Below are 12,946 nucleotides of genomic sequence, written 5' to 3'. Positions count from 1 at the left end.
GACACGCTATACCCGGGTTCGGGTGAGAATTTCGCGCAGTTCGGTCAGGGGGATCTTCGGCCGGCGGTCCGGTGTGAGCAGGCCGTTGGTCTCCTGTTCCGTGTCGGTGAACTGGGTGTAGCAGAAGCCCGCGAGCCCGGAGTCCACCGCGGCGGCCACCAGGCCGGCGAGGCGTTCGGCGAAGTCCTCCTTCGTGGCGACGGTGTCGTAGCCGAACCACTCGGCGCCCTCCGCCGGTTCGAAGGTCGCGCCGCCGAACTCGCTGAGGACGACGGGCTGCCCCTGGTGGCGGACGCCCTCCAGGGTCAGGCGTTTGGCCCCGGGCCACTGCTCGGCGATCTCGCCCCGCCGCAGCGAGGCATGGCCGTAGCGCTCGCGCAGTACGTCCCCGTGCTGGGTGTAGTCGTGCACGCCCCAGATGTCCGCGGCGGAGATCTCCCAGCCGTCGTTGGAGACGGCCGGCCGCGAGGGATCCAGGGCCTTGGTCAGGTGGTAGAGGGCGTCCATGAAGTGGCGCTGTGCGGGGACGAGCGCCGGGTTCGGCACGGACCAGGACTCGTTGATCGGGACCCAGGCGACGATCGAGGGGTGGCTGAGGTCGCGGGAGACGGCTTCGGTCCACTCGGCGACCACGCGCTCCACGGTCAGCGCGCCGAACGCGTACGCCGACGGCATCTCCTCCCACAGCAGCAGCCCGAGCCGGTCGGCCCAGTACAGGAAGCGCGGATCCTCGATCTTCTGGTGGACGCGCAGCCCGTTGAGGCCGGTCTCCTTCGCCAGTTCGACGTCGCGGCGCAATTCGCCGGCCGAGGCCGACAGGTGCGAAGCGGGCCAGTAGCCCTGCTGGAGCGCGAACCGGAGGAAGTACGGCTTGTGGTTGAGGAGGAAGAGGCCGTCGTCCCAGCCGATGTCGCGCAGACCGAGGTAGGACGCCGCGCGGTCGACCGGTGTGTCATCGGCCGCGTCGCGCAACTCCACGACCGCGTCGACAAGTTGGGGTCGCTCCGGACTCCAGAGCAGATCGTCGAGATCCTGCCCGTGGCGCAGGGCGGGCACCGCGACGTCGAACTCCGTCTCCTGGCTCTCGAGCAGCGTCCGCTGCTCGGCGAGCACCCGCTCGCCCCGCGTGAGACGGACCGTCACGGTGCGGGGCCGTCGCGGCCAGCGGGCCAGCCGCAGCCGGCAGCGGACGCGGGCGTGGACGACCTCGGGGGTCCAGTGCAGGAGCGTGATGTGCTCGGCCGGGACCTCTTCCAGCCACACCGGCTGCCAGATCCCGGAGGTGCGGTGGTACCAGATGACATGCGGATCCCGGCGCCAGTCCTGCTTGCCGCGGGGCTGCGCGGCGTCGAGCGGCTGGTCCTCGGCGCGGACGACGATCGTCTGCTCGCCGTCCCGGCCGACGGCGTCGGTCAGATCGCAGGTGAAGCCGGTGTGCCCGCCCTCGTGCCGTCCCACCGGGCGGCCGTTCAGCCAGACCTCGGCCCGGTGGTCGACCGCACCGAAGTGCAGCAGGAGCCGCCGCCCGGCGGCCGGCCGGGGCACGTCGATCGTGCGCCGGTACCAGAGCACGGGGTGGAAGCCGGTGTCCGCCACACCCGAGGCCGCGGACTCGGGCGGATAGGGCACGGTGACGGTGCCGGTGAACGGTGCGGAGGCCGCCGGGTCCATCCACCGGTCGGCGCGGCCGCGGTCCTCGTCGTCGTGGGCGAACCGCCATGGACCGCCGAGGTCGCGCCAGTCGGGATCGCGGACCAGTTGCGGCCTCGGATGACCTGCGGCGTCCAGGTGCGGGTAGGACATGCGTGAACTCCGGTGGTGTGATGCGTAGGCGAGGGGCGCGTGGGCGAGCGGTGCGTAGGCGGGCGGTGGGAAGGTGGGCGGTGGGAAGGTGGCGCGCCGCGGTTCAGCTCTCCAGGGCGTCCGCTGGGGAGCGGAGGTCCACGACCGTGGCGGCGAACGCCAGCGGGCCCGGCAGCAGCGGGATCAGCAGCGGAATCGACCAGGCCAGGAGCGCGCCGAGGAGCACGGCACCGGCCAGGAGGAGACTGCCGAGCGGGTCCGCGGCCGAGCGGAGCAGCGCCTCGCGTGCGGACAGGGGGTGCGGTGCCTCGATCGCGGTCGCCCGCAGCGCCACGACCGTGGCGCCCAGGACGAGCAGCGCGAGGGCGGGCGCCATGACGGCCGCTCCGGGCAGCGCGGCGCGCATCAGCGCGGCATCGATCAGCACGACCACCGCGAGCAGCGGCGGCACCAGACCGAGGGCCGCCGACCGCGCGGACAGGCGGGCACGCAGGTGAGCGCCGTACGTACCCGTCCTGACCTGGACGCGGTTGTCCGCGGCCTGCCGGAGCGTCGCGGACGCGGCGGCGAACGCGGCCGGGGCCGTGACGACCGGCAGGCAGGCGGCGCTGGTGAGCAGACCGACGAGCAGCATGTCCGCGAAGAGGCTGAAGCCGGAGCCGAAGACCTCTCCCGGTTCCCGGCGCTCGCGCCGGGGCGCGATCGGTGCATGGGCCATGGTGTACCTCACCCCTTCAGTCCGGACGTGGCCATGCCCTGCACCAGGTAGCGCTGGAAGACCAGGAAGAACAGCACGATCGGCAGCACCGAGATCACCGACATGGCGAACATGGGCCCGTACGCGGAGGTGCTGGACTGGTCGACGAAGCTGCGCAGGGCGAGCGTGATGGTGAACTTCTCCGGCGCGAAGAGATAGATCATCTGGGTGAAGAAGTCGTTCCACGTCCAGATGAACGTGAAGATGGCCGTGGTGATCAGCGCGGGCCGGGCCAGCGGCAGTGTGATCGACCAATACGCGCGGAAGGGACCGCAGCCGTCGATCCGCGCGGACTCCTCCAGCTCGCGCGGCAGCCCGCGCATGAACTGGACGATGAGGAAGACGAAGAACGCCTCGGTGGCCAGGAACTTCGGCAGGATCAGCGGCCAGAAACTGTCCACCAGGCCGAGGCGGTTGAAGATGATGTACTGCGGGATCAGCACGACGTGGTGCGGCAGCATCAGCGTCGCCACCATGAAGGCGAACATCACCTTGCTCATGCGGAAGCGCAGCCGGGCGAAGGCGTAGGCGGCCAGCGAGCAGGACAGGACGTTGCCGAGCACGGCGCCCCCAGCGATCAGCAGGGTGTTGCCGAGCAGGCGGGAGACGGTGACGCCGGAGACCCCGTCCAGGGCGGTCGTGTAGTTCGACCACTCCAGGTGGCTGGGCAGCAGGTCCAGGCTCGTCACCACCTCGTCGGCCGGCTTCAGCGAGGTGGCCAGCAGCCAGGCCAGCGGGTACAGCAGGACCAGCAGGCACACGGCCGCGACGGTGTGCGGCAGCCACCGCTTCGTGGCGATGTTCATCGTCCCTCCTCGTCCGCGTAGAAGACCCAGGACCGGGAGGTCCGGAACAGGATCAGGGTGATCACGCCGATGGCGATGAGCAACAGCCAGGCCATCGCCGCCGCGTAGCCCATGTGCGAGGCCGTGAAGCCGCGCTCGTACAGGTAGAGCGTGTAGAACATGGTGGAGTCGGCGGGTCCGCCGTCGCCGCCGCTGATCGCGAAGGCCGGGGTGAAGACCTGGAACGAGTTGATGACCTCGAGGACCAGGTTGAAGAAGACCACCGGGGACAGCATCGGCACGGTGATGGACACGAACTGCCGCCAGCGGCCCGCGCCGTCGAGCGCCGCGGCCTCGTAGAGGTCGGGCGAGATCTGCTGGAGGCCCGCGAGGAAGATCACCATGGGTGCGCCGAACTGCCAGACCGTCAGCAGCACGACCCCGTACACCGCGAGATCGGGGTTGCCGACCCAGCCGCCGGTGTGGATGCCGACCGCGTCCAGGACGTCGGGGACCGTGCCGCCGTCGTTGAACAGCGCCTTCCACACCAGGGCGATGGACATGCTCGCCCCGAGCAGCGACGGCGCGTAGAACGCGGAGCGGTAGAAGCCCCGGCCCCGGCCGAGGTTCTTCAGAAGCATCGCCACGCCGAGAGCGAGGCCCAGCTTCAGCGGGACGGCCACGACGACGTACAGCAGTGTGGTGCCGACCGACCGCCAGTAGCGCGGATCCTCGAACAGCATCTCCTGGTAGTTGCGCAGGCCCACCCAGTGCGGCGGGTCGAACAGGTTGTAGTCCGTGAACGACAGGTACAGCGACACGGCCATCGGCACCAGGGTCAGCACGACCGCGCCGATCATCCACGGGGAGAGGAACACATAGGCGGGCCACTGCCGTTCGCGGACCTGGCGCCGCTTGCTCCTCCGCGGGCGCGGATCCGTCGTGCGCTCGACGCGTGCGGGCGCCCTCGTCGTCGACACCGTGCTCATGACCTCAGCTCCCGGTTCGCCTCGTCGATGAGTTCGCGCGCCGCCTGCCGCGGGGTGGCCATGCCGTACATCACGCGTTGGTAGCCCCGTTTGAACGCCGTCTGGATCGCGAGGTCGCCGGGCGGCGGTGCGGTCGGGGGGTCGTCCAGGCCGTACTTCTCCATCGTCTGCGCGTAGTCGTAGATCTCCCGCTCCGGTCCCTGGAGCGTCTTGGCGACCCGGGCGGCGATCTTCCGGTTGGGCGGGGTGGAGCGGGAGAAGCCGAGGATGTCGCCCGCCCGTGGGTCGTTGAGGAGGAAGTCGATCAACTGGGCCGCCTCCTCGGGGTGCTCGCTGTTCGCACCGATGCCGAGGAGCATGCTCGGCTTGAAGTACGCGCCCTGGTGGCCGCCGGTCGTGGGCACGGGCGCGAAGTGGATGTCCTTGCCGAGCAGGCCCGTGTACCCGGGGAACGGCGCGTCCCAGGTGAAGTCGGCGGCCGCGAGGCCGCGGCCGATGGGGCTGGTCTCGGTGCTCTTGGCCTGCACGGTGTCCCTGGCCTCAGCGATGGCGCCGTCCTTGCGGAGCCCGTCGCAGAACGCCCAGAAGGCCGTCAAGTCGGCCTCGGTGAAGCCGAGTTCGGTCTGATGGGCGTAGAGCTTGCCGCCCCGGCCGCGCAGCCAGGTCTCGAAGACGTCCTCGTTGCCGCCGCCGTCGTTGGAGCCCGTGTACGGGCGTCCGTCGGGGGACTTCAGGCCCAGGGCGGCGATCCTCTTGTTGGCCTCCGCCCAGTCCTGCCATGTCCAACTCGGCCCGGGCGTGGGGACCCCGGCCTTCTTGTAGACGGCGGAGTCATAGGCGTATCCGGTGATGCCACGACCCATGAGAAGGGCGTATTGCCCGCCCTTGTAGGTGCCGGTGCGCAGCAGGCCCTTGTCCATCTCGGACGTACGGATCGTCCCGGCCTTGATGATGTCGTCCAGCGGCAAGATCGCTTCGCCGCCCGCGTACTGGGAGACCTGCCGGTAGTCGAGCTGGACCACGTCGGGTATTCCGCCACCCGCCGCCTGTGTGGCCAGCTTCTGCAGATAGGCGCCGAACTCGCCATTGGAGGTGCGGACGCTGACGCCCGGGTGCTCCTTCTCGAAGAGACGTACCGCCTTCTCGGTACGCGCGGCACGGTCGTCGTTCCCCCACCAGGAGAACGTGAGGGTGACGCCGCCCGAGGTGCTGCCGCTCGCTGCGGAGCAGCCGGAGAGGGTGGCGGTCAGGGCCGTACTGAGGCCGGCGGCGGCCGTGGCGAGGACGGCCCGGCGGCTCGGGTGCAGGGCTGGCGTCATGCGGGGGCCCCTTCCTTGTGGGTGGTGGCGGGGGCCCAGCCCGGGGCGCCGCCGTGCAGCTCGGTGTAGTAGGGGTCGCCGGGGCCGATCTCCCCGGCGCGGACCGGGGTGCCGGTGAACGCGGACTTGTACAGGGCGGTGATGAACTCGAGCGTCCGACGCCCGCCCGCGCCGCTGGTGGCGTGGCGCCGGCCCGCCTGGACGTCGGCCACGAGGGCGCGGAGTTGGGCCAGGTGCGAGCTCGGCTCGTCGGTGCCGAAGTCGCGCCAGGCCGCCACCGTGTCCTCGGGGACGCCGGGGGCCGCGGTGATGTGCCAGTCCGCGTTGCGGTAGCCGTACAGATGGGTCAGCTCGATCGTGGCGAGCTCGCAGTCGACGCGGATGCGGCTGACCTCGTCCGGGCTGAGCACGCTGTTGACCACGGTGGCCAGGGCGCCGCTCGCGAACCGCACCTGCGCCGTGGACACGTCCTCGGTCTCCACGTCGTGCACGAGCCGCGCCGCCATCCCCCGCACCTCGCTCCAGGGGCCCATCAGGTCGAGCAGCAGATCCGTCTGGTGGATGCCGTGTCCCATGGCGGGGCCGCCGCCCTCGGTCGCCCACCGCCCGCGCCACGCAACGGAGTAGTAGGCGGTGTCCCGGTACCAGGTCGTCTGACAGTGCGCGAGGAGCGGGCGGCCGAACGCCCCCTCCCGCAGCAGCCGCCGCACATGGCGTGCGCCGGAGCCGAAGCGGTGCTGGAAGACGATCGAGGCGTACGGTCCCGCGTCCCCGCCCTTCTCGGCGGCCTCGATCGCGTCGAAGTCGGCGAGGGACGGACACGGCGGCTTCTCGCACCACACCCAGGCGCCCGCCCGCAGCGCGGCCACCGCCTGCCCGCGGTGCACGGCGGGCGGGGTGCACAGCACCACGAGGTCCGGGCGCAGTTCGGCCAGGGTGGCGTCGAGGTCCGTCGAGGCGTACGGGATCCCGGCGCCGGTGGTGAAGGCCCGCACCGCGTGGATGTCGACGTCGACGGCGGCGACGATCTCCACCTCGCCCGCGTCGGCCAGCGTCCGCAGCGCGGGCAGATGGCTGGAGCGCGCGATGCCTCCGGTGCCGACCACGGCGGTGCGCAGTGGGGTGGTGGGGCGGTGCGAAGACATGCGGACCCTCTCATGCGACGGGTGGTGAGCGCGGCGCCGTGGGCACGGGCGGGCAGCCCGGACCGTCCGACGGGCGGTCGTCGGCTGCCGGTGTGACGCCCTCGTTAGCAACCGCTTGCTATCGATTGGTTCCAACGTTGTAACCGCGAAATCTCGCCACGGTCAACCCCTTGTCGGGAACGGGATTCCGGGCCGTCCCGGCGCTGACAGCCCGCTGGAACCGGTGCATAATGCGGAGAAACACAGGTGAGGGGGTTCGGACAGTGGCCGCGGTGACACTCAAGGACGTGGCGGAGCGGGCAGGGGTATCGATCAAGACCGTGTCCAACGTTGTACGCGATGCTCCCCGCGTGTCCGAGGCCACGCGGAAGCGCGTACTGAAGGCCGTGCACGAGCTCGGCTACCGGCCGAACCCGTCGGCCCGCCGCCTGCGCACCGGGCACAGCGGCCTGATCGGTCTCGCCGTCCCGGATCTGGCCACGCCGTACTTCGCCGAACTCGCCCAGCACGTACGTGCCGAGGCCGCGCAGCTGGGCTTGACCGTCCTGATCGAGGAGACATCGGGCGACGCGACGGAGGAACTGCGCCTGGCGACCGGCGTCGGCGCGTCACTGCTGGACGGTGTGATCCTGTCGCCCCTGGGTGTCTCGCCCGACGAACTCGCCGCCGTGGCCAATGAGTTCCCGCTGGTCCTGCTCGGCGAGCGCAGCTACGCGCGCGACCAGGTGGGGGCCGACCACGTCCTGATCGACAACGTCGCGGCGGCGCGCGAGGCCACCGCGCACCTGGCCGCCCTCGGCCGTACGCGGATCGCCGCCATCGGCGTGGACCGGCAGGCGTCGGCGACCAGCCGTCAGCGCCTGGAAGGTTTCCAGCTCGCCCTGCACGAAGCCGGGGTGACGTACGACCCCCGGCTCGCGCCCCGCATCAAGGAGTTCGACCGGCGCAACGGCCTGCTGGCGATGCGCGCCCTCGCCGCCCTGCCGGCCGGCGTGCGGCCGGACGCGGTCTTCTGCTTCAGCGACCTGCTGGCGGTCGGGGCCCAGCGGGCGCTGTTCGAGGCGGGGGCGCACATCCCGGACGATGTCGCGGTGGCGAGCATCGACGGCTCCGACGAGGCGCTCTACAGCACGCCGTCCCTGACGTCCGTGGTCCCCGACAAGGCCGCGATCGCCTCGCTCGCCGTGAAGTGCCTGGCGGCCCGCATCCGCTCGGATGTGCCCCTGCCGTTCGAGGTGCACACGGCTCCGCACTGGCTGCACGCCCGGGAGTCCACGAACGGCGGGCGCCAACAGCTCTTTCGCTGATCCGGGCCGAGGGACCGCCGGACGTAAGACGGTCCCTCGGCGCGTGAGCGCTCAGCCGCTCCTGGTGACGGTCACGTGCCGCCAGCTCGCGGTCCCGGCCTGGTCACGTACCCCGACCGCGCCCCGGGGGAAGGAACAGTCCGGATCCTCGTACGTGAAGCCGACCGGCGTGGCGGAGGAGCCCGAGGGCCTGCCGGTCACCGTGAGGGCGCAGCCCACGGCCTTCACCGTCAGGTGGTACCACGTCCCGGTGGCCAGGCCGCCGGGGATGTCCGTCCGCGCCAGCTCCCTCCAGGCACCGTTCTGCTTGCCGAGGACGATCCGGCGCGACGACACACCCACGTAGTAGCCGTCGAGGGCATCGGCCCCCTTGCCCGGGTCGGACGCCCGCACGACGAATCCGGCCTGCGTTCCGCTGTCGACGCGTACGTCGCCCGCGAGGCGGTAGTCGGTCCACCCGGTGGAGCCCGCGATCGACTTGTTCCCGCCGGTGCCACCGCACGTCTCGGACAGGACACCGCCCGACGTCGCCCAGCAGCCCCCGTAGTCGACCCAGCCGGACCTCCCCTTCGCGAAGGCATCGGCATACGGGAGAACTCCGCTGTTCGCCACCGCCGTGGCCTCCATGCAGCCGGTCGGCCCGGTGGCGGTGGCCGTGGTGAAGCGGACCGACCTGCCGGAGGCGTCCAGGAGCAGGTGCGGGCTGTAGCTGGTGCTGCAATTCTGGGTGGGGTCGGCGACGGGGCCGAAGGGCGCCGGGGTCCACGACCAGGGCCCGGAGACCTCGGGGTCGTTGATGAAGACGGCCTGCCGGTCCTCGGGGCTGAAGGCGTTCGTTCCCGTGAAGCGGGTCCGCATCCCGGTCAGCATCAGCTGTCCGGAAGGGCCGCCCGCCGGACTCCACACGATGTACGGGCTGCTCCCGAGGTACCGCCCGTCGGACGTGACGGCCATCTTTCCGAGGTCGGCGGGGCCGCCGCCCCAGGTCGCACCCCCGTCGGTGGACGTCTTCGTATGGGCCTCGCAGTTGCGGTCCTCGCCGCAGATCTCGTACGCCATGACCATCCGCCCGTCCGGGAGCGTGGCGACGGTCGGCATCCCCGGACGGTCGGTGTCCACGTCACTCCGGACGTCGATGACGAGTCCGGGCGCGAAGTTCGTGGAGCCGTCGGGGCGTGCGCTCCAGGTGACACCGCCGTCGTTCGACACCACATGGGCGATGATCTGGGCGTACTCGGGTTCGCGCCGCTCGTCGGAGAAGTACATGGCAAGGCGGCCGGCGCCGTCGACGGTCAGGAACGGCTCCCAGACTCCGGATCCGCCATGAGGTGCGCCGACGCTGCCGCCGCCGGTCTGCAGGATCGACTGGAAGGTCCAGTGCGCCCCGTGGTCCGTGCTCCGCCACAGGACGAAGTCGGTACGGACCTTCTCGCTGGGCGCGATGTTGCCGGCCAGCAGCAGGGTGCCCGCAGGGAACTCGCCCATCTTCCGGGGGAGTTCGAAGAGGAAGGGCTGCCAGAACTGGTCCGACGGGTGGTTCTCACCCTTCAGCGGGTCGTCCAGCGTCGTGAGCGTCTTCCATGTCCTGCCGTCGTCCTTCGAGGTGCGGATGACGAAGTCGGACGCGGTGCCGTCCTTGGCCGCGTGCTCGAAGGTGCCGATCAGCGTCCCGTTGGCGGGACCGCTGTGCTGGAGGCGGATGATGCGGGAGTAGGCGAGGAACTCGTTGTTCGACGCCCTGGTGTAGAAGCTGTCGCCCGGGTCGTTCGCCGCCGCGGTGGGCGGCTGGACGGCGGTGGTCATGGCCGTCAGCAGCAGGGCGAGGAGGAGCCCCAGCGCCCATCGGGCTCCTCCGGTTTTCCCGGCTCCTCCGGTTCTTCCGGCACGCGGGTGCCATTGCTGTCTCATGAGGATTGTCCCTTTCCCTCGGAATGCCGGTAGGGAGCGAGGTGATTGCGGGGGTCCCGCTTGAGCCGGTAGCCGCCGGGGACCGTCGGCAGCGGATCCTCGGCCCGCATCTGCCACACGGCGAGCAGGGACAGCAGCCTGACCCGTTCGTCGGCGGCCGCCGGGTCCGACCAGCGGTCCACCAGTTCCAGCGGGTCCTCGCGCAGGTTGTACAGGCGGAAGTCGCCGACGATGTCGGCGTACAGGGTCCAGTCCCCGCTGCGGACCTTGCGGCGGCGTCCGCTCTGCGTGGCCGCGTTGAGCTCGTCCCAGCGGGGCTCGCCGTCCGGGCCGTCGAAGATGAGTCCGGGCATCTGGCCGGCCACGTCCCCGGGCCCGTACGGGAGTCCTCCCATGCCCTGCTCCACGTAAGAGCTGCTGAACTCATCCGCCGGACAGGGGCGTCCGGTCAGCAGCGGCCACAGGCTGCGCCCCTGCACACCGTCGGGCAGCTCGCGCCCCATCGCCTCGCAGAGGGTGGGCATGAGGTCCGCGAGCGAGACGTGCTCCGGACGCGGCGCGCCGGCGGGCCGCACCGCGTCCCCGTTGACGACCAGGGGGACTCTGGCCAGGATGTCCGGGATCTCCGCGCCCTTGCGCACCAGTCCGTACTCGCCGACGAAGTCGCCGTGGTCCGCGGTGGCGACGACGACGCGTTCGCGTACCCGGTGCCGGCCCTCCAACCCCGTGAGCAGCCGCCGCAGTTCGTCGTCGATGAGCCGCAGCATGCCGAAGTAGTTGGAACGCGACGGGGCGATGGCTCCCTCGTAGTCGGCCACCGCGCGCTCGCCCAGGCTGCGCAGGTACCGCCAGGGGAAGGACTTCCCCTCCAGCACCTCGGCCCCGGTGCGGGTCGGCGGCAGCGACTCCTCGGGGAACAGCGAGAAGTAGGGCTCGGGCACCTGATACGGATTGTGCGGCTCGGGGATGGACACCGTCAGCAGGAACGGCCGGTCATCCGGGACACCGGCGGCCCAGGCCAGTGCTTCGTCGACGATGCGATGCGGGTTCTGGGCCTCGACCGGGAACGGCGTGGGCTTCTCGTGGGTGCGGTGCCGCAGCCCCGCCAGCCACTTGTCGAACTCCTTGTTCAACGCCTTCGAGGGAGCGGCCACTTGGCCGTCATGCATGAACTCGACCCAGTGGTCCACGGACGAGGCGTCGAGATAGGTGTGGTTCTTGCCGATCATCGCCGTGGCGTAACCGGCGGCGCGGGCCTCACCGAAGAGATCGGCGTCGCGGACCGCGAGCGGATGCGCCGGGTTCTGGGTGACGCGGTGCGCGCTGGGGAACCGTCCGGTCATCAGGCTGGTGCGCGCGGGGCAGCACAGCGGTGAGGTCGTGTAGGCGCGGTCGAACCAGGCCCCGGAGCGTCCCAGTTCGTCGAGGAAGGGCGTGGTGTCCAGCGGGAATCCCTCACGGGCGCTGACGTCGGCACGGTGCTGGTCGGTCAGGACGAGGACGATGTCGGGCCGGTGGCGCGCGGTCACGCTCGGGTGGTCCTTTCGGCGAGGGCGGCGCCGTCGGTCGACGGGCCGTCGGTCGTACGGAGGCCGGCGCGGGAGAACCGCAGGCCGATGACGGCCGCGCAGGCCGTACTGAACAGGACCGAGACGACCACGGCGAGGGCCAGCCACCACGGCGAGCCGTCGGACGCCACGAGCATGGCGTACGCGACCGGCGGGGTGAGACCGCCGAGGATCGAGCCGACCTGGTAGACGAACGACACCGCCGTGTAGCGGACCTCGGTGGGGAACAGCTCGGCCAAGAACGTGCTCTGGACGGCGAATTGGGCCGAGTTGCACAGCCGGAAGACCGTGATCCCGAGCACCATCCAGAAGAGCGTCCCGGTCTGCAACAGGGCGAACAGGGGGAAGGTGGTCACAGCCATCGACAGCACACTCCACACGAAGGTGCGGCGCACCCCGAACCGGTCACCGAGCCTGCCGAGGCAGAGCATCAGCGGCAGGCAGATGATGCTCGGGATCATCGTTCCGACGATCCCGATGCTGTCGCTCCGGTGCAGGTAGGTGACGATGTACGCCGTCACCACGGGCCCGACGACATTGCCGGTGATGGCATCGGCCGAACGCGCGCCCAGCGCGAGGAGCAGCGGCGCCCAGTGGTCGCGCGCCAGGGTGATCAGCGGCGCCTTCTCCACTCCGCGTTTCTTCTGAAGGCGTATGAAGTCCTCGCTCTCGGCAAGGCGCGTGCGCACCACGAGGGTGTAGACGAGCAGGATTCCGCTGAGCAGGAACGGGACCCGCCACACCCAGTCCTCGTACTGCGTGTCCGAGGAGAGCCAGGTGCACAGCAGCACGAGCCCGCTGCTGAAGATGCCACCCACGGGGTTGCCGAGTTGCGGGATGGAGCCGAAGAAGCCGCGCCGCTCCTTCGGTACCGACTCGATCGTGGCGAGCGCGGCACCGGCGTACTCGCCACCGAGGCCGATGCCCTGAAGTACGCGCAGGAACAGCAGGATGACGGGGGCGGCCGCGCCGATCGTGGCGTAACCGGGCAGCAGGCCGATCACGAACGTCGGGATGCCCATGAGCAGCATCGTGAGGATCAGGAGCTTCTTGCGGCCGACCCGGTCGCCGAAGTGCCCGAAGACGAGGCCGCCGATGGGCCGGGCGAAGAACCCGACGGCGGTCGTCGTGAGGGCCAGCAGGGAGCCGATCGCACTGCTCTGCGCCGGGAAGAAGACCTGGCCGAAGACGAGTGCCGCGGTGGTTCCGTAGAGCCCGAAGTCGAACCACTCGAAGGTCGAGCCGAGGAAGCCGGCGAGTACGGTACGACGCGCGGCGGGTGGGATCCGAGGTGGGTCTGGCCTTGGCATACAGCGGCTCCACTGAGGATTCCAACGGTTACGGTAACCGTTGCATTGCGGTGGA

General features: G+C 70.7%; 10 protein-coding genes. 1 reads left to right on the top strand and 9 read right to left on the bottom strand.

The genetic code is table 11. The features are described 5' to 3' along the window. Window positions 1-6 precede the first annotated feature (6 nt). The 6 genes from LIV37_RS02130 to LIV37_RS02105 all read right to left on the bottom strand — a co-directional run bounded on the left by LIV37_RS02130 (window position 7) and on the right by LIV37_RS02105 (window position 6,798). Complete coding sequence (locus LIV37_RS02130) at window positions 7-1,803, bottom strand: sugar-binding domain-containing protein (RefSeq protein ID WP_020865454.1); 1,797 nt, start codon at window positions 1,801-1,803, stop codon at window positions 7-9. Window positions 1,804-1,906: 103 nt separating this feature from the next. Further along, a complete protein-coding gene (locus LIV37_RS02125; protein ID WP_121825913.1) occupies window positions 1,907-2,521 on the bottom strand; it encodes a hypothetical protein in 615 nt (204 codons plus the stop codon). An 8-nt stretch (window positions 2,522-2,529) separates the two neighbouring features. Continuing rightward, complete coding sequence (locus tag LIV37_RS02120; RefSeq protein ID WP_020865452.1) at window positions 2,530-3,366, bottom strand: carbohydrate ABC transporter permease; 837 nt, start codon at window positions 3,364-3,366, stop codon at window positions 2,530-2,532. Then, window positions 3,363-4,334, bottom strand: a complete 972-nt coding sequence (locus tag LIV37_RS02115; RefSeq protein ID WP_020865451.1) for a carbohydrate ABC transporter permease — start codon at window positions 4,332-4,334, stop codon at window positions 3,363-3,365. Before LIV37_RS02115 ends, LIV37_RS02120 begins: the two co-directional genes overlap by 4 nt. After that, on the bottom strand, window positions 4,331-5,653 hold the full coding sequence (locus tag LIV37_RS02110; protein WP_020865450.1) for an ABC transporter substrate-binding protein: 1,323 nt from the start codon (window positions 5,651-5,653) through the stop codon (window positions 4,331-4,333). The genes LIV37_RS02115 and LIV37_RS02110 overlap by 4 nt, the downstream gene beginning before the upstream one ends. After that, complete coding sequence (locus LIV37_RS02105) at window positions 5,650-6,798, bottom strand: Gfo/Idh/MocA family protein (RefSeq protein ID WP_020865449.1); 1,149 nt, start codon at window positions 6,796-6,798, stop codon at window positions 5,650-5,652. The genes LIV37_RS02110 and LIV37_RS02105 overlap by 4 nt, the downstream gene beginning before the upstream one ends. A gap of 263 nt (window positions 6,799-7,061) precedes the next feature. On the opposite strand from LIV37_RS02105, the gene LIV37_RS02100 reads away from it, so the two are divergent. Continuing rightward, window positions 7,062-8,105, top strand: coding sequence for a LacI family DNA-binding transcriptional regulator (locus LIV37_RS02100; protein ID WP_020865448.1), 1,044 nt, complete (start codon window positions 7,062-7,064; stop codon window positions 8,103-8,105). Window positions 8,106-8,156: 51 nt separating this feature from the next. Here the strand turns inward: LIV37_RS02100 and LIV37_RS02095 are convergent, their stop codons facing one another. The 3 genes from LIV37_RS02095 to LIV37_RS02085 form a co-directional block, all read right to left on the bottom strand. After that, a complete protein-coding gene (locus LIV37_RS02095; RefSeq protein WP_020865447.1) occupies window positions 8,157-9,908 on the bottom strand; it encodes a sialidase family protein in 1,752 nt (583 codons plus the stop codon). 101 nt (window positions 9,909-10,009) lie between these two features. Next, window positions 10,010-11,542: a sulfatase-like hydrolase/transferase gene (locus LIV37_RS02090; RefSeq protein WP_020865446.1), complete on the bottom strand. Its 1,533-nt coding sequence runs from the start codon at window positions 11,540-11,542 to the stop codon at window positions 10,010-10,012. Next, a complete protein-coding gene (locus tag LIV37_RS02085; RefSeq protein WP_020865445.1) occupies window positions 11,539-12,891 on the bottom strand; it encodes an MFS transporter in 1,353 nt (450 codons plus the stop codon). The genes LIV37_RS02090 and LIV37_RS02085 overlap by 4 nt, the downstream gene beginning before the upstream one ends. Window positions 12,892-12,946: the final 55 nt, after the last annotated feature.

The sequence above is a fragment of the Streptomyces rapamycinicus NRRL 5491 genome, assembly GCF_024298965.1.
Taxonomy (GTDB): domain Bacteria; phylum Actinomycetota; class Actinomycetes; order Streptomycetales; family Streptomycetaceae; genus Streptomyces; species Streptomyces rapamycinicus.
The sequence above is the reverse complement of the archived record's forward strand: the minus strand, read 5'-3'. Positions and strand labels throughout refer to the sequence as shown.

Coding starts and splice junctions, on each gene's coding strand:
- LIV37_RS02115 (WP_020865451.1), bottom strand. CDS start 4,334: ATGAGCACGGTGTCGACGACGAGGGCGCCCGCACGCGTCGAGCGCACG.
- LIV37_RS02085 (WP_020865445.1), bottom strand. CDS start 12,891: ATGCCAAGGCCAGACCCACCTCGGATCCCACCCGCCGCGCGTCGTACC.
- LIV37_RS02095 (WP_020865447.1), bottom strand. CDS start 9,908: ATGACCACCGCCGTCCAGCCGCCCACCGCGGCGGCGAACGACCCGGGC.
- LIV37_RS02110 (WP_020865450.1), bottom strand. CDS start 5,653: ATGACGCCAGCCCTGCACCCGAGCCGCCGGGCCGTCCTCGCCACGGCC.
- LIV37_RS02120 (WP_020865452.1), bottom strand. CDS start 3,366: ATGAACATCGCCACGAAGCGGTGGCTGCCGCACACCGTCGCGGCCGTG.
- LIV37_RS02105 (WP_020865449.1), bottom strand. CDS start 6,798: ATGTCTTCGCACCGCCCCACCACCCCACTGCGCACCGCCGTGGTCGGC.
- LIV37_RS02125 (WP_121825913.1), bottom strand. CDS start 2,521: ATGGCCCATGCACCGATCGCGCCCCGGCGCGAGCGCCGGGAACCGGGA.
- LIV37_RS02130 (WP_020865454.1), bottom strand. CDS start 1,803: ATGTCCTACCCGCACCTGGACGCCGCAGGTCATCCGAGGCCGCAACTG.